The sequence below is a fragment of the Mesorhizobium sp. B263B2A genome (assembly GCF_020165775.1).
GTDB lineage: Bacteria > Pseudomonadota > Alphaproteobacteria > Rhizobiales > Rhizobiaceae > Mesorhizobium > Mesorhizobium opportunistum.
On sequence record NZ_JAIUIU010000001.1, the window covers coordinates 1,029,042 to 1,050,612 of the forward strand.

Annotated in this window: 22 protein-coding genes; 15 read left to right on the top strand and 7 right to left on the bottom strand. The window is 64.3% G+C overall.

Annotated features, from left to right (window positions below; genetic code table 11):
- On the top strand, positions 1 to 1,071 hold the full coding sequence (locus LB568_RS04905) for a Gfo/Idh/MocA family oxidoreductase (RefSeq protein WP_224729400.1): 1,071 nt from the start codon (positions 1 to 3) through the stop codon (positions 1,069 to 1,071).
- Positions 1,072 to 1,086: 15 nt separating this feature from the next.
- On the opposite strand, the gene LB568_RS04910 is transcribed toward LB568_RS04905, so the two are convergent.
- The 3 genes from LB568_RS04910 to LB568_RS04920 are packed head-to-tail and all read right to left on the bottom strand — an operon-like array spanning position 1,087 to position 2,981.
- Positions 1,087 to 1,893 (bottom strand): SDR family NAD(P)-dependent oxidoreductase, encoded by an 807-nt coding sequence (locus LB568_RS04910; RefSeq protein ID WP_224729407.1) that lies wholly within the window; start codon positions 1,891 to 1,893, stop codon positions 1,087 to 1,089.
- Positions 1,890 to 2,744 (bottom strand): NAD-dependent epimerase/dehydratase family protein, encoded by an 855-nt coding sequence (locus tag LB568_RS04915; RefSeq protein WP_224729408.1) that lies wholly within the window; start codon positions 2,742 to 2,744, stop codon positions 1,890 to 1,892. The genes LB568_RS04910 and LB568_RS04915 overlap by 4 nt, the downstream gene beginning before the upstream one ends.
- Positions 2,745 to 2,783: 39 nt before the next feature.
- Complete coding sequence (locus LB568_RS04920; RefSeq protein WP_224729411.1) at positions 2,784 to 2,981, bottom strand: hypothetical protein; 198 nt, start codon at positions 2,979 to 2,981, stop codon at positions 2,784 to 2,786.
- Between LB568_RS04920 and LB568_RS04925 the strand changes: the two genes are divergently transcribed.
- The 3 genes from LB568_RS04925 to LB568_RS04935 are packed head-to-tail and all read left to right on the top strand — an operon-like array spanning position 2,980 to position 5,456.
- The gene (locus LB568_RS04925; RefSeq protein ID WP_224729413.1) at positions 2,980 to 3,624 is read left to right on the top strand and encodes a cysteine hydrolase family protein; all 645 of its coding nucleotides are present in this window, start codon (positions 2,980 to 2,982) and stop codon (positions 3,622 to 3,624) included. The genes LB568_RS04920 and LB568_RS04925 overlap by 2 nt on opposite strands.
- A 46-nt stretch (positions 3,625 to 3,670) precedes the next feature.
- The gene (locus LB568_RS04930; RefSeq protein ID WP_224729415.1) at positions 3,671 to 4,219 is read left to right on the top strand and encodes a MarR family winged helix-turn-helix transcriptional regulator; all 549 of its coding nucleotides are present in this window, start codon (positions 3,671 to 3,673) and stop codon (positions 4,217 to 4,219) included.
- Positions 4,220 to 4,262: 43 nt separating this feature from the next.
- Positions 4,263 to 5,456 carry an amidohydrolase family protein gene (locus LB568_RS04935; protein WP_224729416.1) on the top strand — a complete coding sequence of 398 codons (1,194 nt, stop codon included), beginning with the start codon at positions 4,263 to 4,265 and terminating at the stop codon, positions 5,454 to 5,456.
- Here LB568_RS04935 and LB568_RS04940 read toward each other — a convergent pair.
- Together LB568_RS04940 and LB568_RS04945 are read right to left on the bottom strand one after the other, a co-directional pair.
- Positions 5,453 to 6,037, bottom strand: a complete 585-nt coding sequence (locus LB568_RS04940) for an amino acid synthesis family protein (RefSeq protein WP_140780528.1) — start codon at positions 6,035 to 6,037, stop codon at positions 5,453 to 5,455. The two genes, LB568_RS04935 and LB568_RS04940, sit on opposite strands and share 4 nt — an antisense overlap.
- The gene (locus tag LB568_RS04945; RefSeq protein ID WP_224729417.1) at positions 6,034 to 6,618 is read right to left on the bottom strand and encodes an amino acid synthesis family protein; all 585 of its coding nucleotides are present in this window, start codon (positions 6,616 to 6,618) and stop codon (positions 6,034 to 6,036) included. The genes LB568_RS04940 and LB568_RS04945 overlap by 4 nt, the downstream gene beginning before the upstream one ends.
- 254 nt (positions 6,619 to 6,872) lie before the next feature.
- On the opposite strand from LB568_RS04945, the gene LB568_RS04950 reads away from it, so the two are divergent.
- From LB568_RS04950 to LB568_RS04975, 6 genes are all read left to right on the top strand, one after another.
- Entirely contained in the window at positions 6,873 to 7,877 is a 1,005-nt protein-coding gene (locus LB568_RS04950) for a BMP family lipoprotein (RefSeq protein ID WP_140780530.1), read from the top strand.
- A gap of 170 nt (positions 7,878 to 8,047) precedes the next feature.
- On the top strand, positions 8,048 to 9,565 hold the full coding sequence (locus tag LB568_RS04955; protein WP_224729418.1) for an ABC transporter ATP-binding protein: 1,518 nt from the start codon (positions 8,048 to 8,050) through the stop codon (positions 9,563 to 9,565).
- Positions 9,565 to 10,605 carry an ABC transporter permease gene (locus tag LB568_RS04960; protein WP_224729419.1) on the top strand — a complete coding sequence of 347 codons (1,041 nt, stop codon included), beginning with the start codon at positions 9,565 to 9,567 and terminating at the stop codon, positions 10,603 to 10,605. The genes LB568_RS04955 and LB568_RS04960 overlap by 1 nt, the downstream gene beginning before the upstream one ends.
- On the top strand, positions 10,593 to 11,579 hold the full coding sequence (locus tag LB568_RS04965; RefSeq protein WP_224729420.1) for an ABC transporter permease: 987 nt from the start codon (positions 10,593 to 10,595) through the stop codon (positions 11,577 to 11,579). Before LB568_RS04960 ends, LB568_RS04965 begins: the two co-directional genes overlap by 13 nt.
- Positions 11,580 to 11,589: 10 nt before the next feature.
- Positions 11,590 to 12,603: a nucleoside hydrolase gene (locus LB568_RS04970; RefSeq protein WP_224729421.1), complete on the top strand. Its 1,014-nt coding sequence runs from the start codon at positions 11,590 to 11,592 to the stop codon at positions 12,601 to 12,603.
- A gap of 11 nt (positions 12,604 to 12,614) precedes the next feature.
- Positions 12,615 to 13,547, top strand: coding sequence for a nucleoside hydrolase (locus tag LB568_RS04975; RefSeq protein WP_224729423.1), 933 nt, complete (start codon positions 12,615 to 12,617; stop codon positions 13,545 to 13,547).
- A gap of 74 nt (positions 13,548 to 13,621) precedes the next feature.
- On the opposite strand, the gene fghA is transcribed toward LB568_RS04975, so the two are convergent.
- Positions 13,622 to 14,467 carry an S-formylglutathione hydrolase gene (gene fghA, locus LB568_RS04980; RefSeq protein ID WP_013897014.1) on the bottom strand — a complete coding sequence of 282 codons (846 nt, stop codon included), beginning with the start codon at positions 14,465 to 14,467 and terminating at the stop codon, positions 13,622 to 13,624.
- Positions 14,468 to 14,710: 243 nt separating this feature from the next.
- Positions 14,711 to 15,382, bottom strand: coding sequence for a GntR family transcriptional regulator (locus LB568_RS04985; protein WP_224729424.1), 672 nt, complete (start codon positions 15,380 to 15,382; stop codon positions 14,711 to 14,713).
- A gap of 139 nt (positions 15,383 to 15,521) precedes the next feature.
- Between LB568_RS04985 and LB568_RS04990 the strand changes: the two genes are divergently transcribed.
- From LB568_RS04990 to LB568_RS05010, 5 genes are all read left to right on the top strand, one after another.
- Positions 15,522 to 16,109 (top strand): amino acid synthesis family protein, encoded by a 588-nt coding sequence (locus LB568_RS04990; RefSeq protein WP_140780536.1) that lies wholly within the window; start codon positions 15,522 to 15,524, stop codon positions 16,107 to 16,109.
- A complete protein-coding gene (locus tag LB568_RS04995) occupies positions 16,102 to 17,895 on the top strand; it encodes an alpha/beta fold hydrolase (RefSeq protein WP_224729425.1) in 1,794 nt (597 codons plus the stop codon). Before LB568_RS04990 ends, LB568_RS04995 begins: the two co-directional genes overlap by 8 nt.
- A gap of 5 nt (positions 17,896 to 17,900) precedes the next feature.
- Positions 17,901 to 18,950: an LLM class flavin-dependent oxidoreductase gene (locus tag LB568_RS05000; protein WP_224729426.1), complete on the top strand. Its 1,050-nt coding sequence runs from the start codon at positions 17,901 to 17,903 to the stop codon at positions 18,948 to 18,950.
- Positions 18,950 to 20,425, top strand: a complete 1,476-nt coding sequence (locus LB568_RS05005) for an aldehyde dehydrogenase (protein WP_224729504.1) — start codon at positions 18,950 to 18,952, stop codon at positions 20,423 to 20,425. The genes LB568_RS05000 and LB568_RS05005 overlap by 1 nt, the downstream gene beginning before the upstream one ends.
- 87 nt (positions 20,426 to 20,512) lie before the next feature.
- Entirely contained in the window at positions 20,513 to 21,547 is a 1,035-nt protein-coding gene (locus tag LB568_RS05010) for an ABC transporter substrate-binding protein (protein WP_224729427.1), read from the top strand.
- The last annotated feature ends 24 nt before the right edge of the window (positions 21,548 to 21,571 follow it).

The window sequence follows — 21,571 nt, forward strand, 5'->3', positions numbered from 1 at the left end:
ATGCAGGATCGCGTCATTGGCGTTGGCGTCATCGGTTGCGGCGAAATCGCCCAGCTGATGCATTTGCCGTATCTCATGGAATTGCCGGCGTTTCGCATCGCCGCTCTCTGCGACATCTCGCGGGGGACGGTCGACAAGGTCGGGGAGCACTATGGCGTCGCGGGAAGGTATACCGATCATCGCGCCCTGCTCGCCGACCCGAATGTCGATGCGGTGGTGATCTGCACTTACGATCATGGCGAGATGGTCGCCGACGCGATCCGCGCCGGCAAGCACCTGATCGTCGAGAAACCGCTCGCCTTCACGCCGCAAGAGGCACGTCCGCTGGTCGAGCAGGCCGAGCGGAGCGGCCTCGTCGCCCTTGTCGGCTACATGAAATTCTACGATCCCGGCTATGAGACCGGATTGGAGCGCATAGCCGCCATCGGCCGGCCGAAGTCGATCCATATCCACGATTTCGCGGGCCGCTTCGACCGCTATGGCAAACTCTACACGCAGACCCGGATCACCGACGTGCCGGCCGATGTGCTGGCGGAGGGCCGCGGTGCGGTCGCCCGGCGCGTCGAGGCGGCGCTCGGTGTGGACCATGCCGGCTATCGCGATCTCTATCTTGTACTGCTCAGCCTCGCCAGCCATGACCTTGCCGTCATGCGCGGCGCGTTCGGCACGCCCGACCGTGTCGTCCATGCGCAACAGGCCGGTCCGAACCAGTTGCTGGCGGTCCTCGACTATGATGGCGTTCCTTGCCTCTTCGACATGGCACTTGCCCAGTATGAATGGTGGGACGAGTGGATCCATGTGCATGGCGAGCGCGATGAGGTGCGGATCGAATTCCAGAACCCCTATTTCCGCAATGCCTCGGCAACCGTGCGCCTGCGCGAGGCAACAGGCGAAACCGCGTCCGAGCGCACCATACCGGGTTTCCCGGACACCTCGTTCCGTCGGGAATGGCAGCATTTCGCCGATTGCATCCTCGCCGGCGCGACACCGCGCACCCCACTTTCAGGCGGTCTCTCCGATCTCGATCTTGCGGTCCGCATGATCCAGGCAATGCCGCCCAACCGGCTTTGACAGTTTGCGGCGACCCTAGCGAAATTTCGGAAACGCGCCGCCGGCCGGCGCGTTGGCCCAGCTCTGCAAAGTCTGACCGCCGTCGATCAACCAGTCGACGCCGGTCACATGCCTTGCCTCGTCCGAAGCGAGGAAGGCCACCGCGGCAGCGACATCCTCCGGCTGGCCAATGCGGCGCAGGGGGATCCGGTCGGCGAAATGCTGGACGCTGCTTTTGAAATCGCCGTCGCCTGCAGCCGGCACGCCGAGCGTCGTCTCGATCACGCCGGGGCAGATGGCGTTGACGCGTATGCCGTAGGGGGCGGCATCGAGCGCGGCGACGCGCGTCAGCCCGACGACGCCATGTTTCGAAGCGACATAACCGGCGCCGCCCGAAAGCACGTCCCAGCCGGCCATGGACGAACCCATGTTGACGATCGAGCCGCCGGCTCCGGCCTTGATCATGGCCTGGAGCGAGGCCTGCAGGACGAGGAAAATGCCGCGCAAATTGATGCGGATGATGGTGTCCCAGTCCTCGACCGGAAAATCATGCACGGGAGCGACGGCGCCCGAAATCCCGGCATTGTTGAATACGACGTCCAGGCCGCCAAATGCCTCGACGGTCGTTTCGACGGCGTTGCGCACATTCTGCTCATCGGTGACGTCGGCTTCGATGGCGACCGTGTCTTCGCCGAGAGAGCTGGCCAGTTGCCGGGCCGCCGCGCCGTTGCGGTCGACAATGGCAACCCGCGCGCCTTCGTCGCGGAAACGCCGGACCGCGGCACTGCCAATGGCGCCGGCGCCGCCGGTGACGAGGACCGTCTTCTGGTCGAACCGTTTCATCCCTGGGTCTCCGGCTTTGGATAGGAACGCCATGAGTGCTCCGGCGCGAAGCCGATCGTCGCGCGCGCGTGGGCCGTATCGAGCACGGCGCCGAAACCGGCGATTGGCCGCGACAGGGCGACCCCCGGATAGACCCGGCGGACCAGCGCTTCGGTTTCCTCTTCCATGAAGGTGTCGGCGGCACTGAGCAGGACCCGCAGATGGCCGCCGCCTTGCCATTCGAGCGCCCGCAGGAAGCCCTGCCCGGCATCACGCGCATCGAGATAGCTCCACAGGTCGCGGGCACTGTCGGCGGTGGCGCGGCGCGGGCCGACGCCGGCGAAGAAGGATTGCGGGGTCTGGACCCACGGCATGCGGATGCTGACCGCCGAAAAGGCGCCGCGGCGCACCGCCGCGTCGACGATTTCCTCACCCAGCCACTTCGACAAGCCGTAAGGATCCTGCGCACCGACCGGATGGTTCATGTCGACCGGCAGATAGGGCGGAATGACCGCCTTCTCGAAGAAGGGATAACCGAAGACGCTGAAGGACGAGGCATAGACGAAGCGCCCGATACCAGCCAGGGCCGCAGCTTCGACGACATTGTAGGCGGTCGCGACGTTGGTCCTGAACACCTCGCCGCCGGCCCGACCGGTCGGCCGCGGAATGGCCGCGACATGCACGACGGCATCGCAGTCGCGCACCAGTTGAAGCGCCGATCCCAGGTCCGTCAGGTCGGCGGTGGCATGACGCCATGCGCTCCCGACCGGCGCCACCGCATCGATGCCCAGCACATCATGGCCGGCGGCAATCAGTGCCTCGGCCACATGACGGCCGAGCAGGCCACTGGCTCCGGTGACAATCGTCTTCATAATCACGGCCCTCGGCTCGCACGCTCAATGGCTTGAATATCATTGATGGTCATACAAATCGAGCGCAAGATTGCATACCCTTGTCAAGGCCATATCGCACCGGACAAATAGCGCATACGCTTGTCCGAGCGGCGTGCGCAAGGCCGGAGAGCACAGCTTTGCGTCGAACGGGATTGACTTGGCATCCGCCAGGGTTTTTTGTATGAGCATCAACGATCGACCAAAGGAGATCGCCATGGCCGTGGACGTTTTTTCCTCGCATCGGCACGATGATGCGGTGCGCCTCGATCCGCAACGCGCAGCCATTGTCGTCATCGACATGGTCAATGAATTCTGCAAGCCCGGCGGGGCCATGGTCCTGCCTGGATACGAGACGCTGGTCAGGCCGCAACTGGCCATCATCGAGGCGGGGCGCGCGCGCGCCGTGCCGGTAATCTGGGTCCACGATGCCCACCGACCGGGCATGCGCCGCGAGCGCGAATGGGTAAAGCGCACACCGCATTGCGTGGAGGGAAGCTGGGGACCGGAAATCATCGAGGATCTCGGTGCGCGCGACGACGAGATCCACGTCATCAAGCGGCGCTACTCGGCCTTCTTCCAGACCGACCTCGACCTGACCCTCAGGGACATGCAGGTCGACCAGTTGATCATCTTCGGCGTGGTCACCAACATCTGCGTGCGATCGACCGTCCACGACGCTTTTTTCCAGGGTTATGAAGTGGTAGTGCCGAGCGATTGCTGCGCGGCGACCGGACCGCGCGAGCAGGAAAGCTCGCTCTACGACATAGCGACGCATTTCGGCGTGGTCAGCGATTCGGCAAGCGTCGTCACGGCCTTGCGCGACGGGACGTCGCTGCAGCCGGCAAGCGTCGCGGCGTGAGCCTTTTAGAGCCAGCGGTATCCAAGACATGCGATAGGAGTCCGGTTTGACGACCGAAATGAAATCCGGGAAAGATGAGGCACCGAAGCGACAACGCGGCAGCGCGGTGCCACTGAGCCGCGAGCAGGTGCTGGAGCGATACGCCGAGACCGGCTACGCATTGGACGAGCATCCCGCGCACGTCATCCGCAAGGCGCATCAGCGCGCGACGCTGCGTTTCCAGCAGGTCATGGCTGGTGAAGACCTTTCGCCAACCCAGTTCGCGGCGCTTGCCACGATCCTCAAACATGGCGAAGTCTCGCAGAACCATCTCGGCCGGCTGACGGCGATGGACCCGTCGACCATCAGCATCGTCATGCGCAAGCTGCTCAAGCACGGGCTGATCACGCGCAGCGCTTCCGACACCGATCAGCGCCTGTCGATGATCGCGCTGACCGAGAAAGGTACCGAATATACGCTTGAGCGGCTCGGACGCAGCGTCGAGGTCGGACGGCGGTTCCTGTCGCCTCTGTCAGCCACCGAGCAAGCGACGTTGCTGCGGCTGCTCCAGCGCATCAATGACGATGATCCATCGAATGGGGACAACGGCAAATAAGCCGCGCCCAGGCCCTTTTCCATACCAGCAGAAATGAGAACCGATGTCGTCCGACCCCAAGTCGTCTGCCAACACGCTCGTCGTCCGCAACATCGGCCTGATGCTGAGCGGCGACCTCAGCCATCCCATCATCGACGCCGACACCATTGTCGTGGCCGACGGGCGCATAACCGGTATTGGGAAGGCCGATGGCGTCGATAGCGGCAATGCGGCGACTATCATCGATGCGATGGGCTGCGGGGTGGCGCCTGGGCTTATCGACAATCATGCCCATCCCGTGGCTGGCGACTGGACGCCGCGGCAGAACCAGATCGGCTGGATGGATTCGACCGTGCATGGCGGCGTCACCACGATCATTTCGGCGGGCGAGGTCCACACGCCCGGCCGCCCACGCGACCTGGTCGGGCTGAAGGCGCTGGCGATCGCGGCGCAGCGCACCTTCGCCAACTTCCGTCCCAACGGCATGAAGATCCTTGCCGGCGCGCCCATCCTTGAGCCCGGCCTCACCGAGGACGATTTCCGCACCTTGGCCGAAGCTGGTGTGACGCTCGTCGGCGAGGTTGGACTAGGCGGCGTCAAGGACGGTCCGACCGGCAGGCAGATGATCGCCTGGGCGCGCAAATACGGCATGACCTCAATGACCCATACGGGCGGTCCGTCCCTGCCCGGCTCCGGCCGCATCGGCGCCGATGTCGTGCTGGAGGTCGACGCCGATATCGTTGCCCACGTCAATGGCGGGCCGACGGCTCTGCCGGAAAGCGAGATCCGGCAGATCTGCGAAAACGGCTCGCGGGCGCTTGAGATCGTCCACAACGGCAATCTGCGCACCGGCCTGTTCGTGCTCGACCTGGCAAGGCAGCGCAGCGAGCTTTCGCGCATCGTCCTCGGCACGGACAGCCCGGCCGGATCCGGCGTGCAGCCGCTCGGCATCCTGCGGATCCTGACCATGCTGGCTTCGCTGGGCGGTATTGCGCCGGAAGTGGCGTTCTGCCTTGCCAGCGGCAACACGGCGCGGGTGCGCGGGCTGGCTGACCGCGGCATCATCGAAGTCGGCCGCGCCGCCGACCTTATCTTCATCGATCAGGCGATGGGCGGTGCCGGCGATGGGCTGCTCGACAGCGTGGCGTTGGGCAATCTGCCGGGCATCGGCATGGTCGTCATCGACGGCGAGGTGCGGACCGGCCGGAGCCGCAACACCCCGCCGGCAATGCGGGTGCCGGAAGTCAGAGCGGCCTAGCTGACGCCGTCCTTGCCGATAATCTTGTCCTTGGTCAGCCCGCCGACGCGGGGGTGCGGCCTGCCGGAATCGGTGACGGCGATGGCGACGACGATCTCGTCGGCGCGCGGTGCGTCGGGAACGCGAACCTCCATGCCGTCGAAATGACTGCGCACCCGTGCCGCATCCTTGTGGCCAAGCGGAATGTCGAGCGGCACGCCGAGGCCGCCACGCTTTTTCGATGAGGGAATGAGCGCGGCGCCCTTGCCGAGCACATCGCGGAATGGGGCGCCGAGCTTTGGATGAAGGATGGCGGCGGCATGTTCGAGCTCGCCGTCGGCGCCGACGGCGGCTGCCTTGCCGAAGCTTTCGACCTGGTCGCCGGCGATGCCGAGGGCAGCGACGGCACGCCTGGGCAATATATCGCCCAGCGCCTCGCCAATGGCGCTCAACGCCGACAGATCCTCGACAAAGGTCCCAGCATACGGGTTACGGATCACTGCGATGGCCGCGGCACGCCGCGTCGGCGGGTCGACAGCGCGACCGCCCTCGATGCGCGTTTCCTCGACGATGGTGATGATGCGGCGGATTTCCATGCTCATCGCAATCCGTCCTCGTCCTTGATGTCGGCTGCAGCCAGGCCGCCGACCCGCGCATGAACGCGCGCACCGGTGGTCATCGCCAGGATGACTGCCATCTCGTCGCTGCGCGGCGCATCGCCAACGCCGATCTCGATCGCGTCGAAATGGCTGCGCACGTAAGAGGCGTTGATGTGGGTGATCGGAATGTCGATGCGCGTTCCCGGACCGCCGACCTTCTTGGTCGAGGGCACGATAGCCTTGGCATTGCCAAGAAGTTCGCGCATCGCGTAGCCGCCCGGATTGTGCCACAGTGCGCCATGTTCAAGCTCGCCGGCGGCACCGACGACGGCACCCTTGCCATAGCCTTCGACAGAAGCGATGCCATCGCCGATGGCATCGATCAGGCGCCGCGCCATTTCGAGGCCGAGCGGCTTCAGATCCTCCATGAAGCCCGTGATCTCTTCCACGTAGCGTCCGGCGAAAGGGTTGGCGATGACGGCCACGATCGCGCCGCGCTTGGGGGGGCGCGGCGCGGGAGGGCCGCCCTCATGGAAGATCTCCTCGACCTGGACCAGAAATTTCCTGACCATCACAGCTGGCATTGCGCGTATCCTTCGTCCCGTCACTCATGAAAACTCGTTAGAGTATCAACAATTATCCATCATGGGTGTTTGTCAAGCGTCGACGTCGAGCAAGCGAATGGAGCGGCCAGGAAAACTGCAATGGATGCCGATTGACAGCCTGTCGGGCCGCTCATAAACTCATATGACCATCAACGAACTCGCCGTTGTCCCGGCGATACGTGGGGATGGTCAAGGCATGGCTTTAAAGCTGAAAAAAGCTGAAGGGGAATGACATGAAAAGGGCGCTCAAGAGTTTATTCCTGGCAGGCACGATGCTTGCCGTTTCGTTGGGTTCGGCTGCCGCACAGACCAAGGTCTCCGTGGCCGCCATCTCGGGCTATTTTGCCCAGGGCTTCGGCGTTTCGATCGTCAACGGCCTCAACAAGGCCAAGACCGACTTCGGCATCGACCTCAAGCTGGTCGATACCGGCAACCGGGCCCTCGACTACGAGGAGCAGTTCGAGAACCTCGCCAAGGGCAAGCAGTACGACCTGATCTTCGTGATGGGCTGGGAACTGGTGGATTCGCTGCAGAAAGTCAGCAAGGAGTATCCCGACCAGCGCTTCGTCTTCATCGACGGCGTGCTCGACAACCCCAAGATGATCTACGCCAACTTCGCCGAGGAGCAGGGTTCCTTCGTCGCTGGCGCTCTGGCCGGCATGATCGAGGCCAAGGGCAGCGAATTTCCCAAGATCGGCGACGGCAAGGCAATCGGCTTCGTCGGCGGTCGCGACATCCCGGTGATCCGCAACTTCCTCGGCGGCTACGAACAGGGCGCCAAATACGCCGCGCCCGATGTGAAGGTGAATTCCGTGTTCGCCGGCACCTTCGACGATCCGGCCAAGGGCAGCGAGCTTGCCCAGGCGCTCTACGGCCAGGGCTCCGACATCGTCTACAACGTTGCCGGCCCGACAGGTGAAGGCGTGATGCAGGCAAGTGCCGCGGTCGACAAATATTCGATCGGCGTCGACATCGACATGTGCGGCTCGGCGCCCGGGAACGTGCTCGCAAGCATGTTGAAGCGCGGCGACATCGCTGTCTACACGCTGATCAAGGACGAGGTCGAGGGCCGCAAGGTCACCGCGGGCACCCGCACGTTCGACCTCGCCTCGGGCGGCGTCGAGGTCAAGGTCTGCGACGACATCGCCCCCAAGATCCCGGCTGACGTGACCACCAAGCTGGACGAGATCAAGAAGGGCATCCTCGACGGCAAGATCGTGATCGCCAAGGCGAAGTAAGCCAGCAGCAGCGCATTCCTCCCAAGAAAGCGCTACGCTGATCCGCCGCGGCTTGCCGTGGCGGATCAGCGTCCAATCTGCCAGAGCTCCCAATCTGCGAGAGCCCCAAATCTACGAGAGCCATAGTGTCGAACGCGCCGGGGTCACCGACCCTCCACAGCACTGCCGCAATGGCCGTCGAGTTGACTGCTATCACCAAGCGGTTTGGTGCGTTCGTTGCCAATGACGGTATCGACCTTGCCGTGCGCCGGGGTGAAATCCACGCCATCATCGGCGAGAATGGCGCCGGCAAGACGACGCTGATGAACATCCTGTTCGGTCTGCTCCAGCCCGACGAAGGGTCGATCCGGCTGAATGGCGAGGCCACGGTGGTGGCCGACCCGGCCGTCGCCATCAAGGCTGGGCTCGGCATGGTGCACCAACATTTCAAGCTGGTGCCTTCGCTGTCGGTCGCCGACAACGTCTTTCTCGGCATGGAAATCCGCCGGCATGGGCTGATCGACCATGCCGCGCAGATTTTGCGCACGCGCGACCTGTCGAAGCGCTTCGGACTGCATGTCGATCCAACCGAGCGCGTCCGGCTGCTCTCGGTCGGCATCGAGCAGCGCATCGAAATCCTGAAAGTCCTGGTGCGCGGCGCCCGCACCATCATCCTCGACGAGCCGACCGCCGTGCTGACGCCGCAAGAGAGCCGCGAACTGTTCCAGACGCTGCGCAGCTTCGTCGCCGAGGGCATGACCGTGATCTTCATCTCGCACCATCTGGAAGAGGTGATGGAGGTGTCCGACACGGTGACCGTACTGCGCAACGGCAAGAAGGTGGCGACCCGTCCGACGTCGGAACTCAGCAAGGACGAGCTGGTGCGCATGATGGTCGGCCGCGAGGTCAGTTTCGACCGGCGGCCGCGCGCGGCGCTGCATGGCGACGTGGTCCTCGACGTCAAGGATCTGTGGGCGCGCGACGATCGCCGGCTGCCGGCTGTTCGTGGTGCAAGCTTTGCTGTCCGTTCCGGCGAGGTTGTGGGCATAGCCGGCGTCGCCGGCAACGGGCAGACGGAACTGGCCGAGGTGCTTTCGGGCCTGCGGCCGGCAAGCCATGGCGGAGCCTGGTTGAAGGGCCAGGATCTCACCACGCTCTCCACCGCCGCAATTCGCGAGGCCGGCCTTGCCCATGTTCCGGGCGACCGCATGGTGCGCGGCGTCGATCGCAATGCGTCGATCGCGGCAAACACGTTGATGGGCCGCCAGCATCGTGCGCCGTGGTCCAACAAGGGCGTGCTCAACTGGAAGGCCATCGGCCAGGGCGCCAACGCCCTGATCAAGAGCTTCGACATTCGTGCGCAGGGATCAGGAGACGCCGTCAAGCGGCTTTCGGGCGGCAACATCCAGAAAGTGGTGCTGGCGCGCGAATTCACCAATGGCGCCGACTTCCTGCTGATCGACCAGCCGACGCGCGGCGTCGACATCGGCGCCCAGGAGGCCATCCATGACGAGATCATGCGCCAGCGCGCGGCCGGCCGTGCCATCCTGCTGATCTCCGTGCAGCTTGACGAACTGGCCGCCCTCGCCGACCGCATCCTGGTGATGTTCAACGGGCGCATCATGGGCGAAGTTGCCGGCGACGATGCCGACGAAGACAGGATCGGCATGATGATGGCGGGTGTCTCGCCGCAGCTGGAGTCCGCATAATGACTGACCGTTTGCGCGCTTTTTCCGGCCAGATCATCGCCATAGGCGTGGCCCTGCTGATGGGCGCGGTCATCATCCTCATGGTCGGCGAGAGCCCGGTCCGTGTCTTCATGACGCTGTTGCGTGGCGCCTTCGGCGACCGGGAAAAGATCGCCGGCACGTTGCTGCAGACGACGCCGATCCTGATTTGCGGTGTCGCAGCCTGCATCGGGCTGCGCGGCGGCATGTTCAATGTCGGCATAGAGGGGCAGTTGTTCCTTGGCGGATTTGCCGCCGCCTGGGTCGGTTTCTCCTTTTCCCTGCCCGCGGGCATTCACACGCTGGCGGCCCTGGCGCTTGCTGTCGTCGCGGGCGCGGCCTGGGTCGCCATCCCCGCCTATTTCCGGGCCCGCTACAACACCAACGAAGTCGTTTCGACGATCCTGTCGAACTATATCGCGGTCCTGCTGACTTCCTACTTCACTATCTTCCTGTTCAAACGGCCCGGCGGCTGGTCCGAGACGCCACCGATCCTGGCAACGGCCTATCTGCCGGAGATCTTTTCATTTTCGCGGCTGAACTGGGGGCTGGTCATCGGCCTGCTGCTGGCGCTCGGTGTCGCGCTCGTGTTCCGCTACACCAGTTGGGGCTACGGCGTGACGATGGTCGGCTCGGCGCCGAAGTTCGCCGAATATGGCGGCGTCAACGTGAAACGGCAGGGCTTCGTGGTGCTGCTGCTTTCAGGCGCCGTCGGCGGACTGGCCGGGGGCATCGAGACCCTTGGCGTGCATCACCGGTTCATGGAGGGCTTTGCTCCGGGTTTCGGTTTCGACGGGCTGATCGCGGCGTTGCTCGCCAACGGCTCGCCGGTCGCCACCATCGTCACGGCGCTGTTCTTTGGCGCGCTTCGCAGCGGGTCGCTGCTGCTCGAGGTCGACACCACAGCGTCGCGCGAAATCATCACCGTGATCCAGGCGCTGATCATCCTCAGCGTGTCGGCGCAGGTTCTGGTCAGACGCCGCGGCGACAGCCAGGCAGGGGAGCGGCGATGGAAATTCTAGACAAGCTCGTCAACGTCGCGCTGATAGCGGCGACGCTGCGCACCACCGCGCCCATTCTCCTGGTCGCGCTTGGCGGGTCGTTCACCACCAAGGCCGGCATCTTCAACATCGGCCTCGAGGGGCAGATGCTGGCCGGCGCCTTCTTCGCCGTCATCGGCTCGATCTGGACGGGCTCGGCATTCGCGGGGGTCGCCTGCGGCGTTGCCGCCGCACTTGCCTTCGCACTCGCCTTTGCCGTGCTGGTGGTGACGTTCCGGGCCAATGAGGTGGTCGTTGGATTGGCCCTCAACATCCTCGCCGGCGGCATGACGATCTCGCTGATGAAGGCGATCTTCGGCACGCGCGGATCGATCGTCGGCCATGGCATTGTCGGCCTGCCCAAGGTGCAGATACCCGGCGCCCAGGCGCTGCTCGGCTCGTGGGCGCCACTGATCTCGGGTTTCACGCCGATCGTCTATGTCGCGTTCATCGCGGTGCCTCTGCTGGTGCTGTTCTACAGCCGCACCCGGCTCGGGCTCTATATCCGCGTCGTCGGTGAAAAACCCGAAGCCGCCGAGGCGCTCGGCATCTCGATCACCCGCGTCCGTTACGTCGCCTCGCTGCTGTGCGGGTTGCTCGCGGGGCTCGCCGGCGCGCATCTGTCGCTCGGCTACATCACCATGTTCACCGAGAACATGTCCTCAGGCCGTGGCTTCATGGCGGTAGCGATCCTCATCTTCTCCAATGGCGATCCGCTGAAGGTGCTGGCCGGTTGCCTTTTGTTCGGCTTCGCCGACGCCTTCTCGCTGCGCCTGCAGACGTTCGGGTTCCCGTCCTATCTGGTGCTCACCGTGCCCTACGTCGTCGCGCTGACGGCGCTGTTCGCACTGTCCTACCGGGCGCGGCCAAGGATCATTAAGGAGACGCTGGCATCGATGCAGAAACTTCTGTCGGTGGACAGGAACAGCGCTCCGGTCGACAAAAATCCGCAATGAAGGAACTTTCATGGAACGCATAATCCTCGACGTGGATTCTGCCGGCGACGACATCCTCGCCGTGCTGTTTGCCGCGGCGAACCCGAATGTCCGGCTCGAAGGCGTCACCACCGTGACCGGTGCGGCCGGCCCCATCGAACAGGTCACCAATGTCGTCCTCAACACGCTGACGCTTGCCGGGCGCGACGACATCCCGGTCCACGCCGGCGCGTGGCGGCCGATCGTCGGCAATGCCAAGGCCGACATGGAGGCGCCGGTTCATTTCGAAAAGCGGCTCGTTGCCCGTTTCGGCGACAGGCTGAAGAAATTCAACCCGCCGGCACCGCTTCCATCCCGCTCGGCAACGCCAGGGCACGCTGTCGATTTCATCATCGAGACCGTCATGGCCAATCCCGGCGAGATCACGCTGGTGACGACGGGGCCGCTAACCAATGCGGCAATGGCGCTGCTGCAGGAGCCGCGCCTGACGGGCGCGCTCAAGCGGTTGCTGGTGCTGGGCGGCAACTTCCAGACGCCCGGCAACATCACGCCGCTGTCGGAGTACAACATCTGGGCCGATCCGGAAGCTTCACGCATTGTGCTCAACGCCGATGTCGACAAGATCCTGGTGCCGCTCGACATCTGCGAGGACAACCGCGTCGCCGCCTCGATGCTGACGCGCGACGACATCGCCGACATGCGGGCAATTGCCCGTAAGAACGCGGTCTTCGAGATGATCGCCGACAGTTTCCCGATCTATATCGACATCTGGCGCGAGTTCTTCGACCTTGTCGGCTTCCCGATGGACGACGTCATCACCGTCGCGCTGGCCTTCGATCCTGGCCTTGCCACCATGACCGAACCGCTCTTCGTCGATGTCGTGCTGGACGGGCGCCTCGCGCGCGGACAGACGGTTGCCCATCGCGGCCGGCAGTTGCTGCCCGGCGGCGGACCGAAGACCACACGGATCTGCACCGATCTCGACGGCCGCCGCTTCCTCAACCTCTTCAAGCAAACCATCGCGCGCTACGAACAAGCCGCGTGAGGACGGAAAATATGACCACTGCAACTCCCATCCTGTTCGACTGCGATCCTGGCCACGACGACGCCATCGCGCTGGTCATGGCGCATCGTTCGCCGGCCATCGAGCTACTCGGCGTCACCACGACCTGTGGCAACGCCGAGGTCGAGAAGACGACGGCCAACGCGCTGCGCATCCTCGAGTATATCGGTGCCGGCGATGTGCCGGTGGCGCAGGGCTGTCACCGTCCGCTGGCGCGGCCGCTGGTGCTTGGCACCGCCGATGGCCCAAGCGGCCTCGAGGGCTCGCCCTATTTGCCGCAGGCCACGATCAAGCCGATCGACCAGCACGCCGTCGATTTCCTGGCTGACAAGCTCCGCACAGCGCCCGAGCCGATCCTGGTCGTCGCCACCGGCCCGCTGACCAATATCGGCCTGATGATCCTCAAGCACCGCGATGTGCTGCCGAAGATCAAGGAGTTGATCTGGATGGGCGGTGTCTTCTACCGCAAGAGCGAGATCATCACGCCGACCGAGTTCAATGCCTTCTGCGACCCGGAGGCGCTGAAGATCGTGCTGGACAGCGGCGTGCCGATCCTGATGGTCGGCCTCGACGTCACCATGCAGGTGCTGATCGAGGCGCCGCAATATGCCGAACTCGCCACGATCGACACGCCGCTCGGCAAGCTCGTCAACGACTGGCTGCTGTTCTACGAGAAACTGCACCGCAACTCGATGGGCGTCGGCGGCGCCATGCATGATCCGCTGGCCCTGGCGCTCGCCATCGACCCGACACTGGTGCGCACGCGTCCCGCCCATATCGGCGTCGATTTGTCCGGGACCTATGCTTTCGGCGCGACGGTCGCCGATTTCTGGGGCGAGCGCGGCGAGAAGGACAATGCGCGGATCGCCCACGAGGTCGATGCGGACCGTTTCTTCAAGCTGATGTTCGACCTGCTACGGGATTAGACCCGCTCGGGGTTATTCCTTGGTTCAGCGTGCCCGGTGCCAAGAGTCTAGCCAGACAATCTCGGGAATAATCTCTAGGACAATCTCTGGGCATGCCATCTCAGATGGTCTTCCATGAATGTCGAGATGAAGAAATACGAGTGATCGTAGCCGTCCTGCATCCGCAAGGTCAGCGCAATGCCGGCCTTGGCGCAGGCCGCTTCCAGCAGCCAGGGCTTCAGCCCGTCATTGAGAAATCCGTCCGAGGTGCCCTGATCGACGAAAAACTCCAGGAAGCGGTGGCCATCCTCGATGAGCGAGGTGGCATCGTAGCCACGCCATGATGTCTCGTCCGCGCCAAGATACTTCTCGAAGGCCGGGCGCGACCAGCCGGCGGTGCTCGGCTGCACGATCGGCGCGAAGGCCGAGCAGCTTTTGAAGCGCCCGGGATTCTTGAGCGCTATGGTCAGTGCGCCATGCCCGCCCATGGAATGGCCAAAGATCGCCTGGCGCGCCATGTCGGCCGGAAATTCCCGCGCGATCAACGCCGGCAATTCCTCGGTCACATAGGAATACATGCGGTAGTTCGTGGCGTAGGGCGCTTGCGTCGCGTCGACGTAGAAGCCAGCACCGCTGCCAAACTGCCAATTGTCCTTCTCGTCGGGAACATCGGCGCCACGCGGACTGGTGTCGGGACAGACAACGATCAAGCCAAGCTCGGCGGCCATCCGCCTGTATTCCCCCTTGTCCATGACATTGGCATGCGTACAGGTGAGGCCGGAGAGGTACCATACGACGGGGCAAGGCTTTTCACGGGCCTGGGGCGGCACGAAGACGGCAAAAATCATGTCGCAGGAGCAGGCATCCGAGGCGTGGGAATAGACGCCCTGCACACCGCCGTGCGACTTGGCAACGGAGATGGTCTTCATCTGGTCCGACATGTGTTTCTTCTCCACCATTGGAAAACGTCGTTGCGGCCGCCTGTCTACGGCATCGGTCGGGATCACGGCAACCTTGATGGATTGGATCATGCTTTGGCACCATTCCGCTCCAAGGAACCGAAGCCCCCATGCGGTGGCGGCGCATGCATGCCGTTCCCCAAGCGCCGAGACTGACGGATCGCGCTGCGTCCACAGGCTAGGTTGTCGACAAATTATCGCATGGTCCTCATGACAAACGGCTGATCATCTCGAGCGCAGCAATTTCTGCGCGATGGACCAAGCCTGTTCGACATGATGCCGGGCGGCGGCCTCGGCCTTGTCGGGGTCGCGCGACTTGATGGCGTCCACGATCGCAGTCATTTCGGCTATCGCCGGTTCCCGGCGATTGGTCGAACTTATGGTCATCGAGCGCAGTTGGTTGATGCGAACATTCAATCCCTGCACGATCTCCCAGGCGATGCGCTTTCCAGCAGCGTCGAAGAACTTCTCATAGAAGTTCGCCGTAGCCCGCATCACCTCGACCGGCTCCCCTGACGCCCAGGCTTCAAGAAGTTTCACAAAGGCGCCGTCGAGCAGGGCGATCTGCTCCTCGGTCGCGGAGGTCGCGCAAGCCCGCGCCGCGATGCCTTCCAGCAGTGCCCGCAATTCATAGATCTCGTCGGTTCGGCCAAGATCCGGCTTGGCCACGGCGGGCCCATGGCCTGGTATCATCTGCACCAGGCCTTCCGCCTCCAGTTGCCGCAAGACCTCGCGCACAACGGAACGGCTGACCCCGAGCTGATCGCAAAGCGGCCGTTCGACCAGCCTTTCTCCAGGCTGGAAATGGAAGCCCATGATTGCCTCGCGCATGCGCTCCAGCGCCAGCGCCCGCAATGTCTTGGCAGAGCGGTCGATCCGCAGCGTATCGTCTGACATTTCTCTCTGCCTCCTCGCGCAGCCACAAAACAGATTCCATAGGCGATTGACAAGGTTCTTGGCGCTCCATAGCATGGTATACCATAAGACGATACAGTGATGACGGCGCGGCAAGGCGCCATCCGACCAAGGACTTCTGATGAAACCGGCCATTCGCAAGACCGTCACCTACATCGAGAACACGCTGATCGAGGGCGGCAAGACGGCACCCAAGCCCTTGCGCCTTATCGGCGTCGCCGCGGTGCTGACGAACCCCTGGGCCGGCCGGGGCTTCACCGACGACCTGTCGCCGGAGATCCGCGCCTTTGCCCCCGTCCTCGGCGAAATGCTGACCCGCGAGATCATCGCCGTCGCCGGTTCGGGCGAGGCTATCGAAGGCTATGGCAAGGCCGCCATCTGCGGAACGGCGGGCGAGATCGAGCACGCATCCGCGTTGATCCACACGCTGCATTTCGGCAATCACTACCGCCGTGCCGTCGGCGCCAAGACCTATCTCGCCTTCACCAATCTACGCGGCGGGCCGAACACGCCGATCATGATCCCGCTGATGGACAAGAACGACGAAGGCCGCCGTTCGCACTATCTGACCGTGCATTTCCAGATCGGCGATGCGCCCGCTCCCGATGAACTGGTGGTGGCGCTTGGCGCCTCGATCGGCGGGCGCCCGCACCACCGCATCGGCGACCGCTATCAGGACCTCAGGGAAGTCGGGGACCTGCATGGCTGAGCTCGCCGCCACCGCATGGGTCCGGCAAACGGCGCCGGACGGCACCGGCTTCATCCGTGCCGGCTCCGGCGCGCCGGTGCTGCTCATCCACGGCGTCGGCATGAACGCGACGATCTGGCACGATCAGATCGCGTCGATGCAAGACAATCACGATCTGATCGCCATCGACATGCTCGGCCATGGCGGTTCGCCGCTGCCGCCTGAAGATGCTGGCCTCACAGACTTCGCCGATCAGGCACTGCGCCTGATCGACCATCTTGGTCTGGCTTCGGTGTCGATCGTCGGTCATTCGATGGGGGCTCTGGTCGCCCTGGAAATCGCCCTTCACGCACCGTCGCGCGTCCGTTCCCTCGTCTGCCTCAACGCGGTGTTCCGCCGCCCGGCCACCCTTGCGCAGGCGGTGAGCGAGCGTGCGGCGGCGCTTGGCTCGCACGGCGATGCTTCCGCCATTGCGGCAACATTGGCCCGTTGGTTCGGCGATCCGCTGCCGGAGAGCCTGGCCGATGCGGCCGCCACGGCGCGCGCTGCCCTTGAAGGCGTCGACCCCGAAGGCTACGCGCGCACCTATCGCCTGTTTGCCCGCGCCGATGCCGAGCACGCCGACACCTTGGCCAGGCTTGCCGCACCAGCCCTGTTCATGACCGGATCGCAAGACAGCAATTCGACCCCGGCAATGTCGGCGGCGATGGCGAGGCTCGCGCCGCATGGTCAATGCCTGGTGCTGAGCCGAGAAAGGCACATGATGGCGATCGCCTCGCCCGAAAAGGTGAGCCGGCACATCAGCGCCTTCCTCGACACCGGGCAAGCCGCGAAGCCGCAAGCCGACGGCACCTTCGACAGCAGCGAATTCCGGCGTGCGCTCGGCTCCTTCCTGACCGGCGTCACCATCGTCACCACGATCGACGCGGAGGGCGAGCCGCGCGGCTTCACCGCCAACTCCTTCACCTCGGTCTCGCTCGAACCGCCGCTGGTGCTCGTCTGCATCGCCAAGAAAGCGCTGGGCCACAGCGCGTTCTCGACATCGAGGGGTTTTGCCATCAACATCCTGTCTGAGAGCCAAAAGGCCCAATCTGGCATCTTTGCCTCCAAGGCGGCGGACAAGTTCGCGAGCGTCGGCTGGCAGGCCGGCCAGACCGGCAATCCCCTGATCGACGGTTCCGTCGCGGTGTTCGATTGCGCCATGGAGCAGTTGGTCGACGCCGGCGATCATTCGATCCTCATCGGCCGCGTTCGCGATTTCAGCCACAATGGAGCGCAGCCGCTGGGCTATTGCCGGGGCACCTATGTGACGCCTGGCCTCAGCCAGGAGGCGCTGGCGGCCGTGCCGCCCGACACGGAAGTCGGCGCCATTCTGGAAAATGAGGGCCGTGTGCTGTTCTTCGAGACATCCGACGGGTTTCACGAATTGCCGGCCGGACGTGGGCTCGGCACGTCGAAAGATGCGCGCAGCCTCAAGGGATGTCTTGCCGCCAGGGCTGTCGAGGCGCAGCTCGGCTTCCTGTTCGCCGTGTGGGACGATGCAGCCAATCCCTCGCGCACGCATGTCTATTATCGCGGTACGGTCGAGGGCCATTGCACTGATGACCGCCGTGTCAGGCTTGTCGACATCGAACAGATCGCCGCGTTGAAGATCGCCGACCCGGCCGTGCGTTCGATGCTTGCCCGCTATGCGCGCGAACGCACGCAAGATGCGTTCGGCGTCTATGTCGGCAACGAGGTCGAAGGTGAAGTCCAGCCACTCGCCCGGCCCTCGCCTTCCGCAATTCTTCAGTCCGGTCGCAGGTGAAGCCGATGAAATTCTCGCTTTTTGTCCACATGGAGCGCTCGGATCTGGCAAAGCCGCATTCCGAGCTTGTCGGCGAGCTGGAAGAGCTGGTTCTGCAGGCCGAGGCGGCAGGCTTCGAGACCGCCTGGATCGGCGAGCACCATGGCATGGAATTCACCATCTCGCCGAACCCGTTCATCAACATCGCCTGGCTCGCAGCCAGGACAAAGCGCATTCGGCTCGGCACCGGTACCATCGTCGCGCCGTTCTGGCATCCGATCAAGCTCGCCGGCGAAGCCGCGATGGCCGACGTCATTGCCGGCGGCCGGCTCGATATCGGCATAGCGCGCGGCGCCTACGCCTACGAATACCAGCGGCTGTTCCCCGGCCTGGAAGCATGGGGCGCGGGCCAGCGCATGCGCGAAATGGTGCCTGCAATCCGTGGCCTGTGGGATGGCGATTTCGAACTCTCCGGCGAGTTCTGGTCGTTCCCCTCGACCACCTCGTCGCCCAAGCCGCTGCAAAAGCCCTATCCGCCGATCTGGGTTGCGGCGCGCGACCCCAACTCGCACGACTTCGCCGTGGCCAGCAAATGCAATGTGCAGGTGACGCCGCTGGCCTCTGGCGATGGCGAAGTGGTGAGCCTTATGGAGCGCTTCAACGCTGCCTGTGCTGCCCACCCCGACATAGCGCGGCCTGACATCATGCTGCTGATGCACACATTCGTTGCCGAGGACGCCGCCGATGCCGAGCAGCTGACGAAGGATCTGTCGCTATTCTACTGCCAGTTCGGCGCCTGGTTCCAGAACAAGAAGCCGGTGCGCCAGGGCATATTGGAGCCGCTGACCGAAGCCGAGATCGCGGCCATGCCGCAATATGCGCCGGACAAGATCAGGCAGAACCTGGTCATCGGCGAAGCCGACGAGGTGATCGCCAGGCTGAAGGCCTACGAGGCGCTCGGTTACGACCAGTATTCGATCTGGATCGACAGCGGCCTTTCCCACCAGCGCAAGAAGAAATCGCTGCAGCTCTTCATCGACAAAGTGATACCGGCCTTCGAAGGATCGCACGCGTGATGCGCACCGACGAATTCAGGAACTACATCGATGGAGGTTTCGCCGAAGTTGCGGCGACCTTCGACAGCATCGATCCCTCGACGGGAACGCCATGGGCAAAGATGCCGGCGGCGACGGCCGCCGATGTCGACCGCGCCGTCGAGGCTGCGTACCGGGCGTTGCGCTCCGGCCCGTGGGCATCGATGACGGCGACGGCGCGCGGCAAGCTTCTGGTGCGGCTCGGCGATCTCGTCGTCGCCAATGCCGATCGGCTGGCGCAACTCGAAACCCGCGACACCGGCAAGATCATCCGCGAGACCCGCGCCCAGATCGCCTATGTCGGCGACTATTACCGCTATTATGGCGGGCTGGCCGACAAGCACGAAGGCTCGTTCGTCCCCATCGACAAGGCGGACATGGAGGTGACGATCCGGCCCGAACCGATCGGCGTCGTCGCCGCCCTGGTGCCATGGAATTCGCAGCTCTTCCTGTCCGCCGTCAAACTCGGGCCAGCGCTGGCGGCCGGCTGCACCGTCGTCCTCAAGGCCTCCGAGGATGGCCCTGCCCCGTTGCTCGCCTTTGCCGAGCTCGTCCATGAGGCAGGATTTCCGGCCGGGACCGTGAACATCCTGACCGGCTTCGGCCATGATTGCGGCCAGCGCCTGACAAGTCATCCGCTCGTCGCTCGCGTCGCCTTCACCGGCGGTCCGGCAACCGCCCGGCAGATCGTCAGGAATACCGCGGAGAACCTCGCCTACACGACGCTCGAACTGGGCGGCAAAAGCCCGGTCGTGGTGTTTGCCGATGCCGACCTGGACAGCGCCGCCAACGCGGTCGTCTCCGGCATCTTCGCCGCCACCGGCCAGAGCTGCGTCGCCGGCTCCCGGCTGCTGGTCGAGCGGTCGGCAAAGGACGAATTCCTGGCGAGGCTCAAGCGCAAGGCCGAGGCGATCCGGATCGGCGATCCGCAGGATCCGGCAACCGAGATGGGACCGCTGGCCACGTCGCGGCAGCGCGAATGGATCGAGAAGGTCGTCGCGGCGAGCCTTGCCGGAGGCGGGCGGCTGGTCACCGGCGGTGAAAGACCCGGTCAGGCAGGCGGGCTCTATTACGCGCCGACGATCATCGATGCGCATGACAATACCGGGTTGCCCTGCGTGCGCGAGGAGCTGTTCGGTCCGGTGCTCAGCGTGATCGCCTTCGACACGGAAGCCGAAGCCCTGGCGCTGGCCAACGACACGCCGTTCGGCCTCGCCTCCGGCGTCTTCACCACCAATCTCGCCAAGGCGCACCGTATGGCGCGCGGCATCCATGCCGGCGTGGTCTGGGTCAACACCTATCGCGCCGTCTCGCCGCTGGTTCCGTTTGGCGGTTATGGCCAGTCAGGCCTCGGCCGCGAAGGCGGCATGGACGCGATCCGCGACTACACGCGTTCGAAATCGGTCTGGATACGCACCTCGGACGACCCCATTCCCGATCCTTTTGTCATGCGGTAGCCGCCGCATGCCGGGGAAACGCGATCAAGGCGAAAACGCCGGTCGCGGACAGCCAACAACGAAAACAAACAGAGGAGAACGAACGACATGAAACCGATCATCACCGGCGCCCTTGCCCGCCTTCTTGCAACAACACTTCTCGCAACGACACTTCTGGCATCGACGGCCGCAAGGGCCGAGGACATGGTGTTCACCAGTTGGGGCGGGACGACCCAGGAAGCGCAGACCAAATCCTGGGCCGAACCGTTCAGCGCCGCATCCGGCATCAAGGTCATGCAGGACGGTCCGACCGACTACGGCAAGCTGAAGGCGATGGTCGACGCCGGCAGCGTCAACTGGGATGTCGTCGACGTCGAAATGGATTTCGCCATCAAGGCGGCCAAGGACGGCTTGCTGGAGCCGATCGACTTCGCCGCCGTGCCGAAGGCAGACCTCGATCCACGCTTCACCACCGATCACGCCGTGGGCAGCTTCTACTATTCCTTCGTGCTCGCCTGGAACAAGGGCTCCGTTTCGGGCGACCCGGCCGGCTGGGCCGACATGTTCGACACCAAGAAGTTCCCGGGCAAGCGGACCTTCTACAAATGGTCGGCGCCCGGCGTCATCGAGATCGCGCTGCTGGCCGACGGCGTTCCGGCCGACAAGCTTTATCCGCTCGACCTCGACCGCGCCTTCAAGAAGCTCGACACCATCAAATCGGATATCGTCTGGTGGGGCGGCGGGGCGGAGTCGCAGCAATTGATCGCATCCGGCGAAGCAACCTTCGGCCAGCTGTGGAACGGCCGCGTCTTCGCGCTGGAGAAGGATGGCGCCGATGTCGGCGTCTCCTGGAACCAGAACCTGACCGCCGCCGACGTGCTGGTGGTGCCGAAGGGCGCCAAGAACAAGGACGCCGCGATGAAGTTCCTCGCCGCGGCAAGCAGCCCGGCCGGCCAGGCGAAGTTCGCCGAAGCCAGCGGCTATGCGCCTGTCAATACCAAGGCCAAGGCCGAGATGCCGGCCGATGCGGTGAAGGCGCTGCCGGATGCCCATGTCGACGGGCAGATCAACCTCGACATGAACTACTGGGCCGAGCACCGCGACGAGATCGCCACGCGCTGGTATGCCTGGCAGGCGAAGTAAGCCTGCCCCTCGAACAGAAAGGGA